The sequence below is a fragment of the Vibrio hippocampi genome (assembly GCF_921292975.1).
GTDB classification, from domain to species: Bacteria; Pseudomonadota; Gammaproteobacteria; order Enterobacterales; family Vibrionaceae; genus Vibrio; species Vibrio hippocampi.
On the sequence record NZ_CAKLCM010000003.1, the window covers coordinates 256,003 to 272,760 of the forward strand.

At 43.7% G+C, this 16,758-nt stretch carries 17 protein-coding genes and 1 pseudogene; all 18 read right to left on the reverse strand.

All coding sequences use genetic code 11. The annotated features are described in order from the left end of the window. Window positions 1-69: 69 nt before the first annotated feature. Window positions 70-1,239 carry an MFS transporter gene (locus L9Q39_RS14170; protein ID WP_237485758.1) on the reverse strand — a complete coding sequence of 390 codons (1,170 nt, stop codon included), beginning with the start codon at window positions 1,237-1,239 and terminating at the stop codon, window positions 70-72. A gap of 128 nt (window positions 1,240-1,367) precedes the next feature. Next, complete coding sequence (locus tag L9Q39_RS14175) at window positions 1,368-2,276, reverse strand: LysR family transcriptional regulator (RefSeq protein WP_237485759.1); 909 nt, start codon at window positions 2,274-2,276, stop codon at window positions 1,368-1,370. A 118-nt stretch (window positions 2,277-2,394) separates the two neighbouring features. Beyond that, on the reverse strand, window positions 2,395-2,613 hold the full coding sequence (locus L9Q39_RS14180; RefSeq protein WP_237485760.1) for a dihydroxyacetone kinase subunit DhaK: 219 nt from the start codon (window positions 2,611-2,613) through the stop codon (window positions 2,395-2,397). After that, on the reverse strand, window positions 2,597-3,562 hold the full coding sequence (locus L9Q39_RS14185; RefSeq protein WP_237485761.1) for an alpha/beta hydrolase: 966 nt from the start codon (window positions 3,560-3,562) through the stop codon (window positions 2,597-2,599). Before L9Q39_RS14185 ends, L9Q39_RS14180 begins: the two co-directional genes overlap by 17 nt. 422 nt (window positions 3,563-3,984) lie before the next feature. Beyond that, entirely contained in the window at window positions 3,985-5,793 is a 1,809-nt protein-coding gene (locus tag L9Q39_RS14190; RefSeq protein ID WP_237485762.1) for an ABC-F family ATP-binding cassette domain-containing protein, read from the reverse strand. A 458-nt stretch (window positions 5,794-6,251) separates the two neighbouring features. Then, window positions 6,252-6,569 (reverse strand): antibiotic biosynthesis monooxygenase family protein, encoded by a 318-nt coding sequence (locus L9Q39_RS14195; RefSeq protein ID WP_237485763.1) that lies wholly within the window; start codon window positions 6,567-6,569, stop codon window positions 6,252-6,254. A gap of 33 nt (window positions 6,570-6,602) precedes the next feature. After that, window positions 6,603-6,686 (reverse strand): annotated as a pseudogene (locus tag L9Q39_RS14200) (GFA family protein); the annotation flags it as partial. 335 nt (window positions 6,687-7,021) lie between these two features. Continuing rightward, window positions 7,022-7,891 carry an L-ribulose-5-phosphate 3-epimerase gene (locus L9Q39_RS14205; protein WP_237485764.1) on the reverse strand — a complete coding sequence of 290 codons (870 nt, stop codon included), beginning with the start codon at window positions 7,889-7,891 and terminating at the stop codon, window positions 7,022-7,024. A 9-nt stretch (window positions 7,892-7,900) separates the two neighbouring features. Next, window positions 7,901-8,659 carry an IclR family transcriptional regulator gene (locus L9Q39_RS14210; RefSeq protein ID WP_237485765.1) on the reverse strand — a complete coding sequence of 253 codons (759 nt, stop codon included), beginning with the start codon at window positions 8,657-8,659 and terminating at the stop codon, window positions 7,901-7,903. A gap of 7 nt (window positions 8,660-8,666) precedes the next feature. Then, window positions 8,667-9,311, reverse strand: coding sequence for a 3-keto-L-gulonate-6-phosphate decarboxylase UlaD (locus tag L9Q39_RS14215; protein WP_237485766.1), 645 nt, complete (start codon window positions 9,309-9,311; stop codon window positions 8,667-8,669). After that, entirely contained in the window at window positions 9,304-10,797 is a 1,494-nt protein-coding gene (locus L9Q39_RS14220) for an FGGY-family carbohydrate kinase (protein WP_237485767.1), read from the reverse strand. Before L9Q39_RS14220 ends, L9Q39_RS14215 begins: the two co-directional genes overlap by 8 nt. Beyond that, entirely contained in the window at window positions 10,797-11,285 is a 489-nt protein-coding gene (locus L9Q39_RS14225) for a NanQ anomerase/TabA/YiaL family protein (protein ID WP_237485768.1), read from the reverse strand. Before L9Q39_RS14225 ends, L9Q39_RS14220 begins: the two co-directional genes overlap by 1 nt. A 17-nt stretch (window positions 11,286-11,302) precedes the next feature. Beyond that, a complete protein-coding gene (locus L9Q39_RS14230; protein WP_237485769.1) occupies window positions 11,303-12,124 on the reverse strand; it encodes a Cof-type HAD-IIB family hydrolase in 822 nt (273 codons plus the stop codon). A 10-nt stretch (window positions 12,125-12,134) separates the two neighbouring features. Further along, the gene (locus tag L9Q39_RS14235) at window positions 12,135-12,827 is read right to left on the reverse strand and encodes an L-ribulose-5-phosphate 4-epimerase (protein WP_237485770.1); all 693 of its coding nucleotides are present in this window, start codon (window positions 12,825-12,827) and stop codon (window positions 12,135-12,137) included. 85 nt (window positions 12,828-12,912) lie between these two features. After that, window positions 12,913-13,887, reverse strand: coding sequence for a TRAP transporter substrate-binding protein (locus tag L9Q39_RS14240; protein WP_237485771.1), 975 nt, complete (start codon window positions 13,885-13,887; stop codon window positions 12,913-12,915). Between the two features lie 22 nt (window positions 13,888-13,909). After that, on the reverse strand, window positions 13,910-15,190 hold the full coding sequence (locus L9Q39_RS14245) for a TRAP transporter large permease subunit (protein WP_237485772.1): 1,281 nt from the start codon (window positions 15,188-15,190) through the stop codon (window positions 13,910-13,912). After that, entirely contained in the window at window positions 15,187-15,633 is a 447-nt protein-coding gene (locus L9Q39_RS14250; RefSeq protein ID WP_237485773.1) for a TRAP transporter small permease, read from the reverse strand. The genes L9Q39_RS14245 and L9Q39_RS14250 overlap by 4 nt, the downstream gene beginning before the upstream one ends. 69 nt (window positions 15,634-15,702) lie before the next feature. Beyond that, a complete protein-coding gene (gene yiaK, locus L9Q39_RS14255) occupies window positions 15,703-16,704 on the reverse strand; it encodes a 3-dehydro-L-gulonate 2-dehydrogenase (protein WP_237485774.1) in 1,002 nt (333 codons plus the stop codon). Window positions 16,705-16,758 lie beyond the last annotated feature (54 nt).

The window sequence follows — 16,758 nt, forward strand, 5'->3', positions numbered from 1 at the left end:
TCAAAGCTGTGGTGTGGGGGGAATGATTCCAGCATACTTTAAGGCAGAAGCAAGCCTAAAACTTGTAGGCTATGGTTTACTCACTCTGTTAACAATAAACCCCAATGCCACGACGACAACACTAAAGCCAACGACACCAAGCCAGCCAGCGCGTTCAAACGCTTGAATACCTGCAAATGAACCAAAGGCGCCGCCAAGGTAATAAGCCAGCATATAAACACCGTTAATACGACTTTGTGCTTGTGGGTCGATTGAAAATACCCGGACTTGGTTTGATACTTGAGCACTGAACACACCGAGGTCGATAAGGATAATACCGATAATCAATCCGACCAATGTATCAGCAAACAGACCCGAGACAACAAAACCAGCAGCAATAATCACTAAAGCCATACTGATCATATTACGAGAGCCAAACTTGCTTACTAGCGAACCGGATACTTTCGCCCCGATCACACCTGCCAGCGCAATGACACCAAACATTCCAGCTTGTTGAGCATTGTAATTAAACGGTGATTCACTGACATGCAACGCGAGTGTTGCCCAAAGCGCATTAAATGAAGCAAACCACAGCGCACCAGTTAATGCAGAAGTACGCAGCGTGGCATGTTGCTTGATCAATGTCGCCATGCTTGCCACAAGCTTTGGGTAAGGTATTTTTGTTGTCGGCGTGTTCATCGGTAAAAGCGCATACAGCAGCACCCCAAAGATTGCCGCAATGGTGGCAGACATCACAAACACTGCCCGCCATCCAAACGACTCAGCAACAAAGCCACTGAGTGTCCGAGAAAGCAAGATACCCACGGTTAGACCGGTCATCAAAGTGCCAATGACTTTGCCTTTGGTTTCCGGCGTACTTAACGATGCCGCAAACGGAATCAGTTGTTGTGTAATATTGGCACTCAAGCCAATCGCAAAACAAGCGGCAACCAGAAACAGTAGACTGGATGCAGAAAACGCCACCAGTGATGACAGCACCAATAATATCGATAAAATCGCAATTAAGCGTTTGCGTGGAACAGTGTCTCCCAATGGGGATAGCAAGAGCAAAGCGGCTGCGTAGCCAATCTGACCTGCCGCAGGCACTGTCCCTAATTGTTCGCTTGTTAGACCGAGTTCCGCCCCAATTTTGGGTAAGATCGGCTGGTTATAATACAGGTTGGCTGCTGTTGCCGAGACGGCGCTCGACATCAGTAATAAGCGTCCGGTGCTTAATGTTTCTTTGACCGTGTTTGACATAGTTACACCTTAAATTTGGCTTTTTATTTCGATAGTGGAATGGAATAAGCAAATGGTAAGGTGAACGCTTAAATAACTAAAATAGTTATTTAATCTAGATTCCATACGAAAAGTGTATAAATCAAGGCTCACTGCATAGCGAATGCGATAGTATCAATTTCAGTCTTTACTAAGTCTACAAAGGCACTCGCCGTAGGTGGCAGGGTATGCGAGCTGTAGATCATGACCAGCGGTATGCTAACGTCAACAGAGTTGAGTTCAATAAAACGACACCCTTCACTGCGCAAATCACGAATCGCATAGGGCGCAATAGATACGCCCAACCCAGAAGCAACTTGAGTTAACACGGTCTGCATCTGCTGCGGTTGTTGCTTTATCATCGGTGAAAAACCGGATAAGCCGCATTGAATGATGATCGTGTCGAATAAGCCGATGGCTTGCTCACGTTCAAATAAGATAAAAGAGTCGTTTGCCAACTGCTTGATATCAATGCAAGTGTGTTGAGCAAGCTCATGTGTTACGGGTACAACCGCCACCAATTTGTCGGTGTAAATATTCGTAGCAGCGTAATCCTCGGAAAGGCTGCTTGGCAGAGGACGCGAGAAGCTAATATCAATCTCTCGCTTTTCCAATGCGACCAGCTGTTCAGAAGCCGTCATCTCGATAAGGTCAACGTCAATATTAGGATGGTCAGCGATGTACTGCCGAACCAGTTGAGGTAAAAAGCTCAGAGTCGCGCCCCCAAGGTAACCGATCTTCAAGCTACCTATGACACCCGTCGAAGTTTGCATCACCGCTAGCTTCGCTTGTTCGGTTTGCTCGATAATTTTTACCGCATCTTGCAGCAAACGCTCACCAGCAGCAGTAATGACCACTTCACGAGAGGTACGAAAAAATAGACTTGTCCTTAATTCATCTTCCAAGCTTGTGATATGGCGACTAATAGCAGGCTGAACCGTGTGTAATTGTTTCGCGGCTTTCGAAAAACTACGGTGAGTGGCAACAGCAACAAAACTTTTTAGTACTTTAATATCCATAGGGTCCCTAGATGAACTTAATTAACAAACTTAGACGTTAACCCCGGCAAGCTCTATGATCAAATACAAAAGGCTGACCTGCCAATGTTGCGCAATGGCAGCTGTTGACGAAACTCGTTCAATAACCTGCCAATCTATTAAGCGCACCTAGTGCGGTCAAGATATCGCCGATAACGGAGTAATCGAGCATGCCTTGACCGACGTAGCCACTAAGCACGGGTTCATGACCAGCACCGCCAAGGGTTACGATAGCCACGTTATTGGGATCTTTAGGTGTAACACGAGCAACGATTTTCCCTGAGACACCATTATCCTTTGTCTTATTTCTTGAGCACATAGCTTCTTTCTTTTGGACTGACACGCCCACTTTTTATTGCGCCAGTCATATGTTCAATGATAGGACTTACATTTCCATCTTTATCACTTAAAAAATAAGTGTGCCCTTTTAAGTCATAATCGTTATTAAAGTCATCACAATCTACTTCGTAGACTTTTTTCGGTAATATTGAAAGTTGTTCAGGACCTGTCATTCCCATTCTACGTGATACAGTTTTGTTTTTTAAATTTACCAATTTAGATGCAGGCATAGCTAGATCATCATTTGCGTAGTAGACAACCAGGTTTCTGCACGAGTCTACGATATACCTTCCCGATTGGTTTTTCTCCAGAATTTCATTTTCTACATCCGCAGCTATCATAAATACATTTCGAAATAACTGAGGCATATTTCCTGAGCAATATTTCTTTGCCCAGTCGTTTAAAGCATTATTTAATACTCGGTTTCCCATTGAATGCGCTAATATGTTGATTCTTTTCAAGCATGGTACTTCTTGTTGTTTCGTATCTCGACGCCAGGTATCAAACTTTCCCAGTAAACGAGCAAATGCTGGTCCACTAGCGTCGGCAGCATCCTGATCATCCCAGTAATCATCGATAAAAGCGATAGCGGAATCATCATCACACGGCCAAATGATAGGAACAACATAAACAAGATCTTGTGATTTTTCATTTATTAGGGACTGTAATTTTTTGGCATTTTCAAAAATGTCAGGTTCCATATTATTATTGAATCCGTGAATATAAAACAGAAGCTGAGTTTTTTCAGGTAACGTTTTTAATCTCTGGAAAAATTCCACATTCATGATTTCAGTATAGTCATTTTTATCATTCCTTTCGCAGAAATATAGATATTGGGAAACAGCGGTAGTATCGTAGTTAAAAGACAGTTTTCGATTTTTTTTAGATCTAGCCGATTGCTTAGGGGTTCTATTCGTTATAAAAAGCATATCAATTTCCTTTCCGTCTTTGCAGTAATTTCAACTTTTCTAGCCAGTAGCTACTGGCTATAGTCGTGGTGCATAAGAAATTCTGATCGTATTAATATTATTTACATAGTTCTCTACTCATTAAACTGGATTATTATTTAACAATGTCGTCCTAGACTATGAAATAACATGAATTTTAAGTTTAGCTGAGGATCTACAAATTTATTGATTTAATGAAGCCAAACACTTGATCTGTGTCAACCTGGAGTATGATATGGATTTTATATATTCCTAGTACAATGCGAATTCGACCATAAAGTGTGCGTGTATTAGCTCGTTCAATAACCTGCCAATCTATGGGGTGACCCCGCTTTTACCTAACGTAACGCTCATTGTGATAACGCAGAAAAAGGCTACCCAAATGGATAGCCAAAGGTGATGACTTAAAGTTGACGACTGATGTGGTCAATTTCCTCTTGCCATTGCTTTTGTAAGTTGGGTTTTTGATGCTTGGGCTTTCTTTGTCGATCATCCTCCAAAAATGACTCCAACTCTATTAAACGCTCCAGCAGTTGCTCTTCTCCCGACAGCAGTTGCTCTTCTCCCGACAGTTGTTGCTCTTCTCTAGACAGCAAGTGCTCTTCTCGGGACTGTGGTTGATTTGAGTCCGGGAGACTCGTCTCCACGGTCGGCAACGGGTTGGTCGCTAAGCAATCAGGTTGTTTGGTAATGTTTAGATAGACCTCTTCAGCAGTCAGATACTCTGTCAGTTGACCATTCTGAATCAGCCAGAACCTATTACAGCTCTGTTCTACCAAACTACGGTCGTGACTGACCAGAATCGTTGCCCCTTCGAACTCATTGAGGGTTTCAACAAGCTCTTCTTTTCCTTCCATGTCTAGATGGTTGGTCGGTTCATCAAGAAAGAGTAGGTGATATCTTGCTAAGGTGAGTCCGACAAACAAGAGTCTGGCTCGCTCTCCACCGCTCAGTGATAGGACTTTTTGACCATGTCTGATGTAGCTGAACCCAGCACTGATTAAGGCACGTTTGCTTTGCTCATCGCTGATTGAAGCAAACTGACTCAAGGCATCAGCCAACGTATCGTGATCATCCAGTTGCTCAAGTGATTGATCGTAATAGCCTAATCGACAGCGGTCATGAAAGGTAACAGGGCACTTGCTGCTTTCTAAGGGACTGGTTTCTTCGGCTTGTTTTCCTAAGTAGAGTCGATGTAAAAAGTTCAGCAAGGTTGATTTGCCACAGCCGTTACTCCCTAAAATGGCAATTCTATCGCCACTTTTGATACGCATTTCTGCCATATCGAAAAGAGTCGAACGGCTTTGTGCAGGCTTGACAGCAAAAGGCGATATTTCCACCAAGCGGTTCGCAGGCAATGCTTCCCCTTGAAGCTTTAAGTACCAAGGTGCACCTTCACTGAGTTCGGTTTGCTCCTGTTCTAGACGTTCTTTTCTGGAAAGCATGGTTTTGGCTTTTCTCGCCAAGTCTTCGTTGTCATAGACCTTGCCCCACAGTGCCAACCGCTTCGCGCTTTTCTCGATACGATCGATTTCCTTCTGTTCACTAAGGTGACGAGCTTTGTCTTGCTCGTCTTTTTCCTTGAGCGCATCTCTTGCTTGAGAACACGGCAGAGCAAAATGGTGCAGCGATTGATCGCGCATAATCCAAGTAGTGTCAGTGACTGAATCAAGCAGGGTCTGGTCGTGGGAAACGAGTACAAAAGCGCCTCTCCATTGCGACAAGAACTGCTCTAGCCACATCAATGATGGCAGATCTAAGTGGTTGCTTGGCTCATCGAGCAATAATAAATCGGGCTCATTGATGATCGCTCGCGCAAGTAGAAGTCGCATTTGCTGACCACCACTGCACTTATTTACCGACAGTTGCCAATCGGTTTCAGAAAAGCCTAACTCAGATAACAGCAACTTCGCTCGCCAGTCATCATCTTCGGTTAGCGTTTCAGCCAATGTATCCAGAATGGTCTTGGTTTGTAACTCGCAGGGAATATGCTGTTCGACATAGCTTATTAAGCATTGTTTGGACTTTGCGATATGTCCTTCGCTGGGTTCATATTGCCCATCGAGCACTTTAAGCAATGAACTTTTACCACAGCCATTATGACCAATAAGACCAATCTTATTGCCACGATTAACCGTGAGATTGAGCGCTTTGAATAGAGCGCTAGAAGTGTAGGAAAGTGTTAGAGATTGTGCAGTTAAATAGGTACTCATAATTGTCTCAAGAATCTTGGGCGCACAGCGCCATTGTCAAAGTTGACAATAATCCTTCGAGCTTGAGAGAAAGTTTTTAGGTGACGTTTTTCGTCGAAAGGGAATTATTCGCTCAAGTCGAGATTATCGCAACGCGATATCATTAACTCTTGAGCGAGCCTTCATACCAAAGAAGAGTGGGTTGATTGCACACCACAAAGACATAAATTCCTCCTTAGATTTATTGTGAAAATGTATCCATTTTCGATTATTGAATAACAAGTATTCTATCGTTGCTCCAAACAAAGTAAAGCGCTTTGGACGTGAGGGGTTTGACTCGTTATTTAATGCTTTTATCAATAAAAACAAAATTTATGCACGGATGTTAAACGTGCTTTGTTTTTGGAGCTGCCAAGTAAAACGCTTGAGTGAGCTGTTATGTGGGTTATTGGAAAATTTAACCCCTTTGTCTTTAACGCCTAGATTCCATAATCACGCTCGACTCGCGAAATACGCACTCTGAATGACTCATACCATGATTCACGCCCAATTTTTTGAGCTTGTAAGTGTTCCGCATTCTCTTTCCACTTTTTAATGGAAGCCAAATTCTTCCAATATGAGACGGTGATACCGACGTCATCTCGCGCAGACTCTATACCAAGGAAACCTTCCTCAAGCTCTGCCAAATGAAGCATTTTAGCTGCCATTTCTCCATAGCCATTGTCACCTTCAGTGCGAAAAGAAGTAAAAATAACGGCATAGTATGGAGGCTTAGGAGTTTGGGCGATTTGAGACATGGTCATTTCCTTAGAGGTAATTAAAGCAGTTCATTGATATAGCTTTAGGTATTGCTGACCTTTTACGATACGAACGCCATCCAGTTTTACTGATGCGACAATAGCCCCTCGACGGCGGATTGGTTAGGATAGGCAGTTTCTGATCCAGTCACCATACGCAACTTCGGACGCGGTAACAATGGTCTTAAAGTTGTGTGAAAAAACAACAATAATTTGACTTCAATCACATATCGATGCATAAATAGCTGCAGAACACTCCACGATGAGAATTAAATATGAATGTGACAGTAATTAACTGTGAAAATGGTCAAACTCCAACCAAACCGTCGTTTTTTAATGAGGTACTTTTCTTTGCAAAAGCAAGTGTTGTCATGGGGGCAATCATTCTGCTTGTTACTTCAGCTTGGGTCTAAATGACTCCCAACACTTAGACCCAGAGGGGCAATCGCTTTCTAAAGCTCAAAGCCAGATTGGTTAGCGATAGATTTGAGAGTTGCTTTAGCCTTAGTAATATCCTCAAACCAGTTTCGATTTTGTGCCCACATTTCGATAACAAGAGGCGCACGGTAGTCGATATCGGCTAAGGTTTTGAATATTTCAGCAAAGTTTACTTGACCCTCACCAATGACCAAATCTCGGAACTGACCATCGCAGGTTTCTGAAACGCGTAAGGTGTCTTTCAAGTGAACTTGAACAAGATGATCTCGGCTCAATTTGAGTTCAGTACATACATCGTAATTCCAACCGGAGATATTTCCTACATCGGGATAGGCCATGAAATAGGGTGATGGAATTTCTCGTTTAAGCACTTCAAACTTACTTAACGAGTTGAGATAAGGCGTATCCATGATCTCCACGCCTAGCATGATACCTGCTCTTTCTGCAAGTTTTGTCGCCTGCTTCATCCCCTCTATAAAGTGGCGATGAGTTTCTTCAGATTGAGGTTCATAATAAACGTCATAACCTGCCATTTGAATACAACGAATACCAAGTTTGTATGCCAAAGCGGTCGCTTTTTCGATAATGATATAGGACTCAGCTCGAATACTTTCATCCATGGAACCAAATGGGAATTTGCGGTGCGCACTTAAGCACATTGATTGCAAAGGCATTTCGTGCTTTTCGCATAAGCGACGAAGTTGGTATATATCTTCATCCGACCAATCAAGCCGAGCACGTCGCTCGTCTGTTTCATCGATGGAAATTTCGACAAAATCGAACCCGGCTTCTTTGGCTTTAACTAAGCGTTCTTCCCAAGAAAGAGACGCTGGCATTGCTTTTTCGTAAATACCTAATCTGAATTTGTTTTGAGTGTTGAACATACTTTTTCCTTAAAAAAGTTGTCCCTCTATACGCGCGGTGATGTCTTGAATTTTACTGGCTATTTCTTCATAACCTAGTGCTTTCATTTTTGGCGTTAGTGAAGAAACGCTGACTGCGTATACCGGGGTGTGGTTTTTGTCAAAAATAGGAACAGCAACACAAGAAATACCAGCTTCGTTCTCTTCATCATCCAGTGCGTAGCCACGAGCTTTGATTTGGTCGAGAACGCTAAAAAACTGAGATTTATCTAGGATGGTATTCTCAGTTAACGGTCTCATAGTACTGACATTGCGCTGCCAATAAGTTTCTCGTACGGCATCGGTGCTGAATGCTAGGTAACATTTCCCTGCTGCTGAGCAGTACATAGGTGAATGCAACCCAACATAGGTACGAGTTCGAAAGGCAGCGTTGACTGGCTCGAACTTGTCTTTAAAAATGATATTGTCAGCATCAAACGACAGAAAATTCACGGTTTCATTAACGTCGTTGAGTAACTCTGAAAGGAAGGGTTTGACCGCTCCAGTAACATCAGAGTTGATCGCAGCATGACCAAGTTGTACCAGTTTCATAGTGAGGCGATATTCTTTACCAGAACTCATTTGAGCAACGTATCCGGAGGCTTCAAATGTTGCCAAAATGCGATGAACCGAAGACTTAATAAAGCCAGTGCCTTCGGACACTTTTTGTAGAGAAACACCGTTCGGATATTTCCCTAGAAATTCCAGTACAATTAACGCTTTAGACAATGATTTAATTTGCTCACTCATATACGTGCTACCAATGTTTTCCTATTTCATTGTGAAAACTTTCCGCCACTTCACGTCCATTGCTGTCAGCTAACGCTCGACCAGCAATAAATGACTTAACAGAAAGATTCTTAAACAAATGCAGATCATCAGGCACAATACCACCAGTAATGGATAGTTCAATTCCTAAATTCGATAATTCCTGCATTTTGTCTAAATCGGTTTGGGTCCAATGGATGCCAGCGAGTTCTGCGTCACGCGAGCGATGGTAAATAGCTTGGGTAATTCCCATATTGACCCAAGCTTTGGCATCTTCCATCGTCCAGTGACCGTAAAGCTCAATTTGCACCTCGCCCTTGAACTTATCCGTCACGTTTTTCGCTGAACGTATAGTTTCAATATGGGCGGCGGCGCTGACGGTGACCCAGTTACAGCCTGACTCCATGGCCAGACGCGCTAAAATGGCGCTTGCATCGGTTATTTTCATGTCGCAGACGATAGTATGATTTGGGTATTTTTCGCGAAGGGCTTTCACACTATCCACGCCATGAGAAAACGCCAAAATAGTACCGATCTCAATGACATCGATTTTGTCTGCGACATGTTCGATTGACGTAAGAGCTGTCTCGAGGTCGGTTGCATCTAGAGCCATTTGCAGTAGTGGTTTAGGCATCTATTTCATCCTCAAATTGTTTAAATAGCTGAACCAGTTTTTGGTAGTTGTTGTATTTCTTTTTGTAAATTGGATAGTTATCTGGGTCGGGTTCAATGCGTGATACCGAGTTGGTGATGTTGTTCGTGCATTCATGAAGTGACTTAAACTCTCCGGAGCCAACCATGGCTATCATCGCAGCACCCAATGAGCCTGTTTCACTAACAGCTGGAATTTCCACTGTCATCCCCGTAAAATCAGCCAACATTTGCATCCAGATAGAACTCATTGCTGGACCACCTGTCACTTTAAGTACTTTTGCCTTTGGAAAACGTTGACGCATTCGTTCAAGGTGAAGGTTGTGACAGAAAAGAATCCCTTCCCAGATAGCTTGAATTAGATGCCCTTTGGTGTGGTGTGATTGGAGACCATAGAAGCCTGATTTTAGACCTAACCCTTGATTAGAGCCGTAGAGGAAAGGCACAAAATAGACCGAGCTTGATGCTGGTTCTAGCGCCGCCACTAGAGCTTGGTTTTGGGCGTGGTCGAGCTGACCGTTTTCGCCCAGATAATCTGCAAACCATTCGTAATTCCCTGCCGAAGTCGGGCTGGCTTCATGAATAATGTATTCATCGTCAATGACGTAATGACCATAGACAAAGTTATGGTTCTCTTTAGTGACTTGCTTGGAAATACCAGATGTTACCGCCCACGTGCCCATTACGTAATTGAGTGTGTCTTCGGAAGAATTGATCCCTGCACAGATGGCAGTGGAGACGACATCAAATAGACCGCCGAATACTGGTGTACCCTCTGCAAGTCCTGTTTGCAAAGCAATTGCCGCGGTAATTTTTCCTGCTTGCTGTTGCGGTTTAATGATTGGAGGTAGCGCGTCCCAGATCTCTTCGATACCGAAGGTTTTCAGTAGTGCTTTATCGTATTCGCCAGTGATGGAATTAAACAAGTTACTCTCAGAGATATTAGTCAGTTCGGCTGCTATTTCTCCCGTTAGGCGATATCTTAAATAGTCATGAGACATAAGTACCGCACCGATTCGGTTATATCGCTCAGTGTCATTGTCTTTGAGCCAGCGAAGAATGGAAACTGGGTGTCCTGCCCAAAAAGTCTGTAACGTGATTGGATAGATAGTCTCGGCAATGCCTTGTTGCAACCATTGTTTGACGATAGGTAAAGAACGTGAATCGGAAGACATTATGCCATAGCCTAGGTTTTCGCCTTGCTTGTCGAGTAGGTAAACGCCTTTTCCTTGCGCGGAAATACTCAGTCCTTTGATACTGGAGGGGTTAACGTCAGTCGTTGATAACAACCGTTTAATAACGTCAACTGCATTTTGCCAAAGCGTGTCTAAATCACGTTCAACCCAACCCTGCTGATCGTTGATTACACTCGCTGACACGCGAGCGAGCCCAAGTTGTGCACCTTTAGCATCGAATAATGCTGCTTTCATAAAGGTGCCGCCGGAATCAATACCGATGTAGTAGTTCATTATCTAGCTTCCAGTAAGTCGTTATGAATCTTAACCACAAGCTTCCTTACTGGCTGGTTATCATCATTTTGGATATTAGTGATGTGTACAATATTGGGCGTGAACAAATAAAACTGGTTAGGTGTCGCGTGAATGAAGTTCAACGCAATACTGTCATTGTTGTAGTACTGCAGGTCACGCTGCTCTAAATAGGGTTCTGCGTCCGTGTGTTCATTCGTGTCGATAGACCATGCCATGGTTTCATTGCCTTCAAGCACGATCTGCAAATCAGAATGGTATTTATGAACTTCAGGTTTGAAGTTCTCTAAGGGTTGTTTGTCGTATTCCAGTATGACAAACCATACTTTATCCGAATCAAAGCCTGGCAATTCGTGACGACCTAAGGCGAGACAAGTTTGATCAAGACTGTTCAAGTATTCCAAGACGCTTTGGATAACGGCAGGATACGACTTGGTAATTGAAGTAGGTTGCGTATTTCCGACTAGCATAGAGTTCTCGATTTATATTAATGAGTATTGAGACAAATTTGACTTAATAACTTTGCCAAGCCGCGCTTATCATCATTGGATTTTTCGGTGACAAGGTCGGCGGTGCTTTTTACTGTGTCATCTGCATTTTGCATGGCTATACCCAAACCGGCAGCTTTCAACATGGAGATATCGTTGTGATTGTCCCCGACTGCAATACATTCATCTAGGGATATGCCTAATGGCGCAATATACTGACTTAGTGCATTGCCCTTGCTGTTGCCTGTCGCAGCAAAATCGACTCGGTCAACCCACGAACGCTCGCCGTTGAAGTTGTCTTTTATGAATGGCAGTTTGGCGAAACTATCGACTTCGCCCTCGACAACAAACTTCCAAACATAGTCAGAGCGCTGTGCTTCTAGTTGAAAATCGTCCACTTTTTGAATGTTAGGGCGTTGGACTTTTGGAAAGGTTTGTGACCATTTTAGCAGCGCTTCCATATATCCAATTGGACGTGTTCGTGAGTAGAGCATGGCGTCACGGACGTACATCACTATTTTTAAATCGTGATCTTGTGAGAGCACGATGAACTGTTCTGCCTTATTTTTGTCGATGGCGTTTTCTTGGATTACCGAGTCACTTTGATAGTCAAAGGTGTAAGTTCCGTTACAGCATATGATTGGCGTTGATAGACAAAGTTGGTCGTAGTAAGGTTTCGCTGCGATATGATGGCGACCCGTTACAATCACCACATGTATGTTAACTGCGATCTGTTGAATGGTTTCGATTAACTCTTGGCTGATGGTGTGCTCTGAGCTGAGTACTGTCCCGTCAAGATCTAACGCCAATAATCTGTACATTTGAACGCCCTCACTTCTGCCCGTAGTATGAGTTTTTACCGTGCTTGCGCTTGTAGTGCTTATCGAGTAATTCTGGTTGAATGGTTACTTTTGGACTGATTGCTCGTGTTGCAGTTGCCATTGCGGCAATTTCTTCCATAACGACAGCATTGTGTACCGCATCTGAGCCATTTGTACCCCAAGTAAATGGTGCGTGACCAGCGATGATGGCTCCAGGGATGGCTTGAGGATCAATGTCTCGCTGATTAAACTCTTCAACGATGACGAGTCCGGTGTTTTTCTCATAATCGGTTTCGATCTCTTCCTTGCTCAGTAAGCGTGTGCAAGGAACATCGCCATAGAAGTAATCGGCGTGTGTGGTCCCCAAAGCTGGAATATCTCGACCAGCTTGCGCCCATATTGTCGCATTACGTGAATGGGTATGGACAACACCGCCGATGGTAGGGAAAGCTTTATAGAGTTCAATGTGCGTTGCGGTATCACTTGAAGGATTCAGGTTGCCTTCGAGACGATTACCCTCAAGATTGATAACAACGATATCATCGACCGTCATCACATCGTATTCCACACCTGACGGCTTAATTGCAATCACACCAAGTTTACGATCAATTTCTGATACGTTGCCCCATGTGAAGGTGACAAGACCATATTTAGGTAGCTGTAAGTTTGCAGCGAGAACGCGTTGCTTTAATTCTTGGTACATAAGTAAACTGCCGTTGTTCGTATTATAGGAAGAAGATGAAAAAGAGGATTGACTAGGCGAGTTGTCTAGGCAATCCTGACTAAGGCTATTTAGCCGCAACCTTGATCTTGTTGATCATAGCGTCGCCATTCTTCTCGATGTAGGCATTCCAAACAGGTTGGATAGCTTGTTGAAATGCTGCGCCGTCGACATCACGGTTGACTTGCATACCTTGTGATTCAAGCTCTGCAATCATCTCGTCTTCTTTCTCAATACTAAGCTTACGCTGCATCGCTACCGCTTCTGCTGAAACTTCTTCAATGATCTTTTGCTCTTCAGTGCTTAGGCTGTTGAACTTACGTAGGTTCATGGTAAGAACTAAAGGAGAGTAAGCATGTTGTGTAAGACTCAGGTATTTTTGAACTTCATTGAACTTGAACGAAAGCGTTACAGAAATGGGGTGGTCTTGAGAGTCGACAACGCCTGTTTCAAGTGCAGTATAAAGTTCCGATACTGGGAGTTGCTGCGGGTTGGCACCAAGCTCATTGAACATATCGTTAAGCGCTTTAGAGTTATTGACTCTCATTTGCAGCCCTTTTACGTCTGCTGGAGTACGGATAGGTTTTTCATTGTTGGTCATGTTGCGATAGCCGTTTTCTGGAAATCCAAGTCCTTTAAGACCAAACTTCTCGAAGCTTGCTAATACTTCTTGACCTGGTTCACCATCAAGCACTCTGTATGCAGTTTCACGGCTTGGGAACATAAAAGGCAGAGTAAAAGCCGCTGATTCAGGCATTAAGCCGCTGTAGTTGTTTAAACCAACCATCGCTAAATCAACAATTCCAGCACGAGAACCGTCGATCATCTGTTTATCACTGCCTAGCTGACCTTGGGGATAGATGTTGACTTTGATCTCGCCGTTTGAGCGTGCTTCCACTTCACTTTTGAAAAACAGCGATAAATTTTGCTGCAAATCAGATTCAGGGGCTGCATGTGCCAATTTCAAAGTTGTTGCAGCCAGTAAGTTCGAGCTTATTGCGATAGTTGAAGCAAGTAATGTAAGTTTTAGTAGGGTCTTCATTATGATTTTCTCCGTAGAGGGGTTAACCAATGACAAATGACATTGGCACAGTGATAATGTTTGGGAATATGACAAACAATGCCAGTAAGACCATGTATGCGCCAATGAACGGCAATACACCTTTCACAGCGGTTGACATTGGCACTCTCGCTACACCACAAACTACGTTTAGTACGGTGCCTACAGGAGGCGTAATCAGACCTATCGAACAGTTAATAACGAACAATAGACCGAAATAAGTTGGGTCAATGCCAGCCATTTTGATTACGGGCATCAATAGAGGTACAAGAATGAGAATTGTTGGGCTTAAATCCATCACCATACCTACACACAGTACGAGCAACATGATGACTGCCATTAAAAGACGAGGGCTATCAATAAGCGGACCTAGCAGCTCTGCTAATTGTTGAGGAAGTTGTGCAACGGTAATTAGCCACGCCGCCACCATGGCACACCCCACCAAGAACATCACCATAGCTGTTGAACGACCCGCATTGATAACAATATCGTAGAACTTTTTAAGCGTTAGTTCTTTGTAGATAAAGGTTGAGATAAAAATGGCGTATGCTGCCGCTACAACGGCTGCTTCTGTTGGGGTAAAGATCCCGAAACGAATGCCGATAATTATGATCACTGGGAGTAGTAGTGCCCATACACCGTCTTTAAGCGCTGCACGTTTTTCTGCTTTTGTTGCTTTTTCTGAGGTCTCTAGGTTCTCTTTACGAACCGTCATGCGCCAAACAAACATTAATGTCATGCCCATTAAAAGACCCGGAACAATACCGCCGAGGAATAGGTTTTTAATTGAGATACCACCAGCGACACCCACTAAGATAAGAGGGATAGAAGGCGGAATAACAGGAGCGATAATGCCACCAGAAGCGAGTAAACCCATTGAAGGTGCCTCGGGATACTTTGCGGATTTCATCATTGGATAAAGAATGCTGACTAGGGCAGCAGCATCCGCAACCGCAGAGCCTGAAAGTCCTGCGAGAAGGACCGAAGTCATGATGGCCACGTAACCTAAACCGCCTTGACGATGACCAACGTAAGTAGTTGCTAAGCGCACGATACGTTGCGACAAACCACCTGATGCCATGACTTCACCCGCAATGAGGAAGAATGGAATCGCGAGTAGCGTGAAGCTATCCACACCATTAATTAATGACTGCGCAAGAATGTCTGCACTAAAGAAGTCCATATGAAGCATCAGTGCTATTGAAGACAGTAGCAGAGCGAACGCAACTGGAAGACCAAGTAAGATTGAAATAAGCAGTACTGATAAGAAAATAGCGAGTGTCATTTTTCTTTCTCCTCTTCTATATCATCTAGTTGCCAGTCTGGTTTGAAGATTCGCACAAATGCGATCACTCCCATTAACATGCCCGATACGACGCCAGCTAAGTAAAATAACGCAGAAGGAAGCCCGGTAAGTTGAGAAATATCTGACCAGTTAGACATCATTTGTCGATACGAACCGATGTAAAGCATGCTCACTGAAACTAAGATGACGACCCAACAAAGGCGTCTTAATATAGGTACTGCTTTTGGAAACAGTCGCTCTGAAAATTCTGATACTGCTAAGTGTTCACCTCGGCGCAGCACAACGGCAGCACCGAGCATGACAATCCATACAAGACCAAGACGAGATAATTCTACGGAAGGTCGAAGACCAGAAGAAAAGCCGTAACGCAATACAACGTTGGTAAATACGAGGACAATCATACAAGTCAGAATGACAGCCATGATGAAGTCGATACTTCTCCAAATACCCTTAAATACACTTTGCATAAAGCTTTCCCTACCTTAGACGAGCTACAGAGAGATAATTTGATCCCAAATATCATCGTTGATTTCGATGCCACCTTCTATCTCGTGTTTTTTGATAAAGCCTTGGATTTCAGAACCAGCAATCATCACTGAGCCTGTTTCCGCGGGTTCAGAGGCAAGCACATAGTCGCGAATGCGCTTGATCTCTTTGCTATAACGGTTTTCGTCCATGGTCTTACTTAGGTCTATAGCGATTAGAAATTGAGACACGCCAAACTCTCCACCCATATCCTCTGTAAGAGCAGGAACTGAGTTACCCCCAGAAATTGCCGTTAGCATCATGTCCAAAACAATGGCCATTGAAGACCCTTTCCAAAAACCCATGGGAAGAAGACGTTTGTTTTCCCAAAGTGCATGTGGGTCTTTGGTTAGTTCACCGTTATTGTCAAAACCACCCACGACGGGCAGCTCTTTATCGGCCAATACGAAATTTTGTAATTGTCCGTAGGAGAATTGCGTCATTGAGCAGTCAACAACAACCGGCGGATCACCAGCGATGGCCATAATAAGTGGGTTAGAACCAACACGATGATCTTTCCCCCCCCAAGCTGGCATAACGGCAATAGAGTTGGTTGCAGCGATACCAGCAAAGCCTTCACGAGCCATTTTTAGAACGTACGTACCACCGCGCATCCAGTGGTTAGAATTACGCATACCGACCATACCAATGCCGTAGTCACGGGCCAGTTCCATTGCACGCTCTGCGCAAATCAATCCGTTGAGTACACCCGGGCCAAAATTACAGTCCCATTGCTCTAATGCACCTATTCTGTTTATGCATTTTGGCTCTGCATTGAGCTTGATTTGCCCTTTATCTACTTGGTCAATGAATACTGGAAAACGGTTGATACCGTGTGAATAGGTCCCTTCGTTTGCCATCTCAACAAACCCCGCAGCTAGCTTCGCTGCCATCTCAGGTTTCATGTTACGAGCCAAAAGAATTCGTTCGTATTGCTGTTGTAGTTTATCTATTGATACCAATGGCATTTGAGTTCTCCATTATATTAAATTCCATAATACGGAATATAATATAGTGCAAAT

Bases quoted from the DNA above. Each gene is read 5' to 3' on its own strand.
- L9Q39_RS14170 (WP_237485758.1), bottom strand. From the start codon at position 1,239: ATGTCAAACACGGTCAAAGAAACATTAAGCACCGGACGCTTATTACTG.
- L9Q39_RS14175 (WP_237485759.1), bottom strand. From the start codon at position 2,276: ATGGATATTAAAGTACTAAAAAGTTTTGTTGCTGTTGCCACTCACCGT.
- L9Q39_RS14180 (WP_237485760.1), bottom strand. From the start codon at position 2,613: ATGTGCTCAAGAAATAAGACAAAGGATAATGGTGTCTCAGGGAAAATC.
- L9Q39_RS14185 (WP_237485761.1), bottom strand. From the start codon at position 3,562: ATGCTTTTTATAACGAATAGAACCCCTAAGCAATCGGCTAGATCTAAA.
- L9Q39_RS14190 (WP_237485762.1), bottom strand. From the start codon at position 5,793: ATGAGTACCTATTTAACTGCACAATCTCTAACACTTTCCTACACTTCT.
- L9Q39_RS14195 (WP_237485763.1), bottom strand. From the start codon at position 6,569: ATGTCTCAAATCGCCCAAACTCCTAAGCCTCCATACTATGCCGTTATT.
- L9Q39_RS14205 (WP_237485764.1), bottom strand. From the start codon at position 7,891: ATGTTCAACACTCAAAACAAATTCAGATTAGGTATTTACGAAAAAGCA.
- L9Q39_RS14210 (WP_237485765.1), bottom strand. From the start codon at position 8,659: ATGAGTGAGCAAATTAAATCATTGTCTAAAGCGTTAATTGTACTGGAA.
- L9Q39_RS14215 (WP_237485766.1), bottom strand. From the start codon at position 9,311: ATGCCTAAACCACTACTGCAAATGGCTCTAGATGCAACCGACCTCGAG.
- L9Q39_RS14220 (WP_237485767.1), bottom strand. From the start codon at position 10,797: ATGAACTACTACATCGGTATTGATTCCGGCGGCACCTTTATGAAAGCA.
- L9Q39_RS14225 (WP_237485768.1), bottom strand. From the start codon at position 11,285: ATGCTAGTCGGAAATACGCAACCTACTTCAATTACCAAGTCGTATCCT.
- L9Q39_RS14230 (WP_237485769.1), bottom strand. From the start codon at position 12,124: ATGTACAGATTATTGGCGTTAGATCTTGACGGGACAGTACTCAGCTCA.
- L9Q39_RS14235 (WP_237485770.1), bottom strand. From the start codon at position 12,827: ATGTACCAAGAATTAAAGCAACGCGTTCTCGCTGCAAACTTACAGCTA.
- L9Q39_RS14240 (WP_237485771.1), bottom strand. From the start codon at position 13,887: ATGAAGACCCTACTAAAACTTACATTACTTGCTTCAACTATCGCAATA.
- L9Q39_RS14245 (WP_237485772.1), bottom strand. From the start codon at position 15,190: ATGACACTCGCTATTTTCTTATCAGTACTGCTTATTTCAATCTTACTT.
- L9Q39_RS14250 (WP_237485773.1), bottom strand. From the start codon at position 15,633: ATGGCTGTCATTCTGACTTGTATGATTGTCCTCGTATTTACCAACGTT.
- yiaK (WP_237485774.1), bottom strand. From the start codon at position 16,704: ATGCCATTGGTATCAATAGATAAACTACAACAGCAATACGAACGAATT.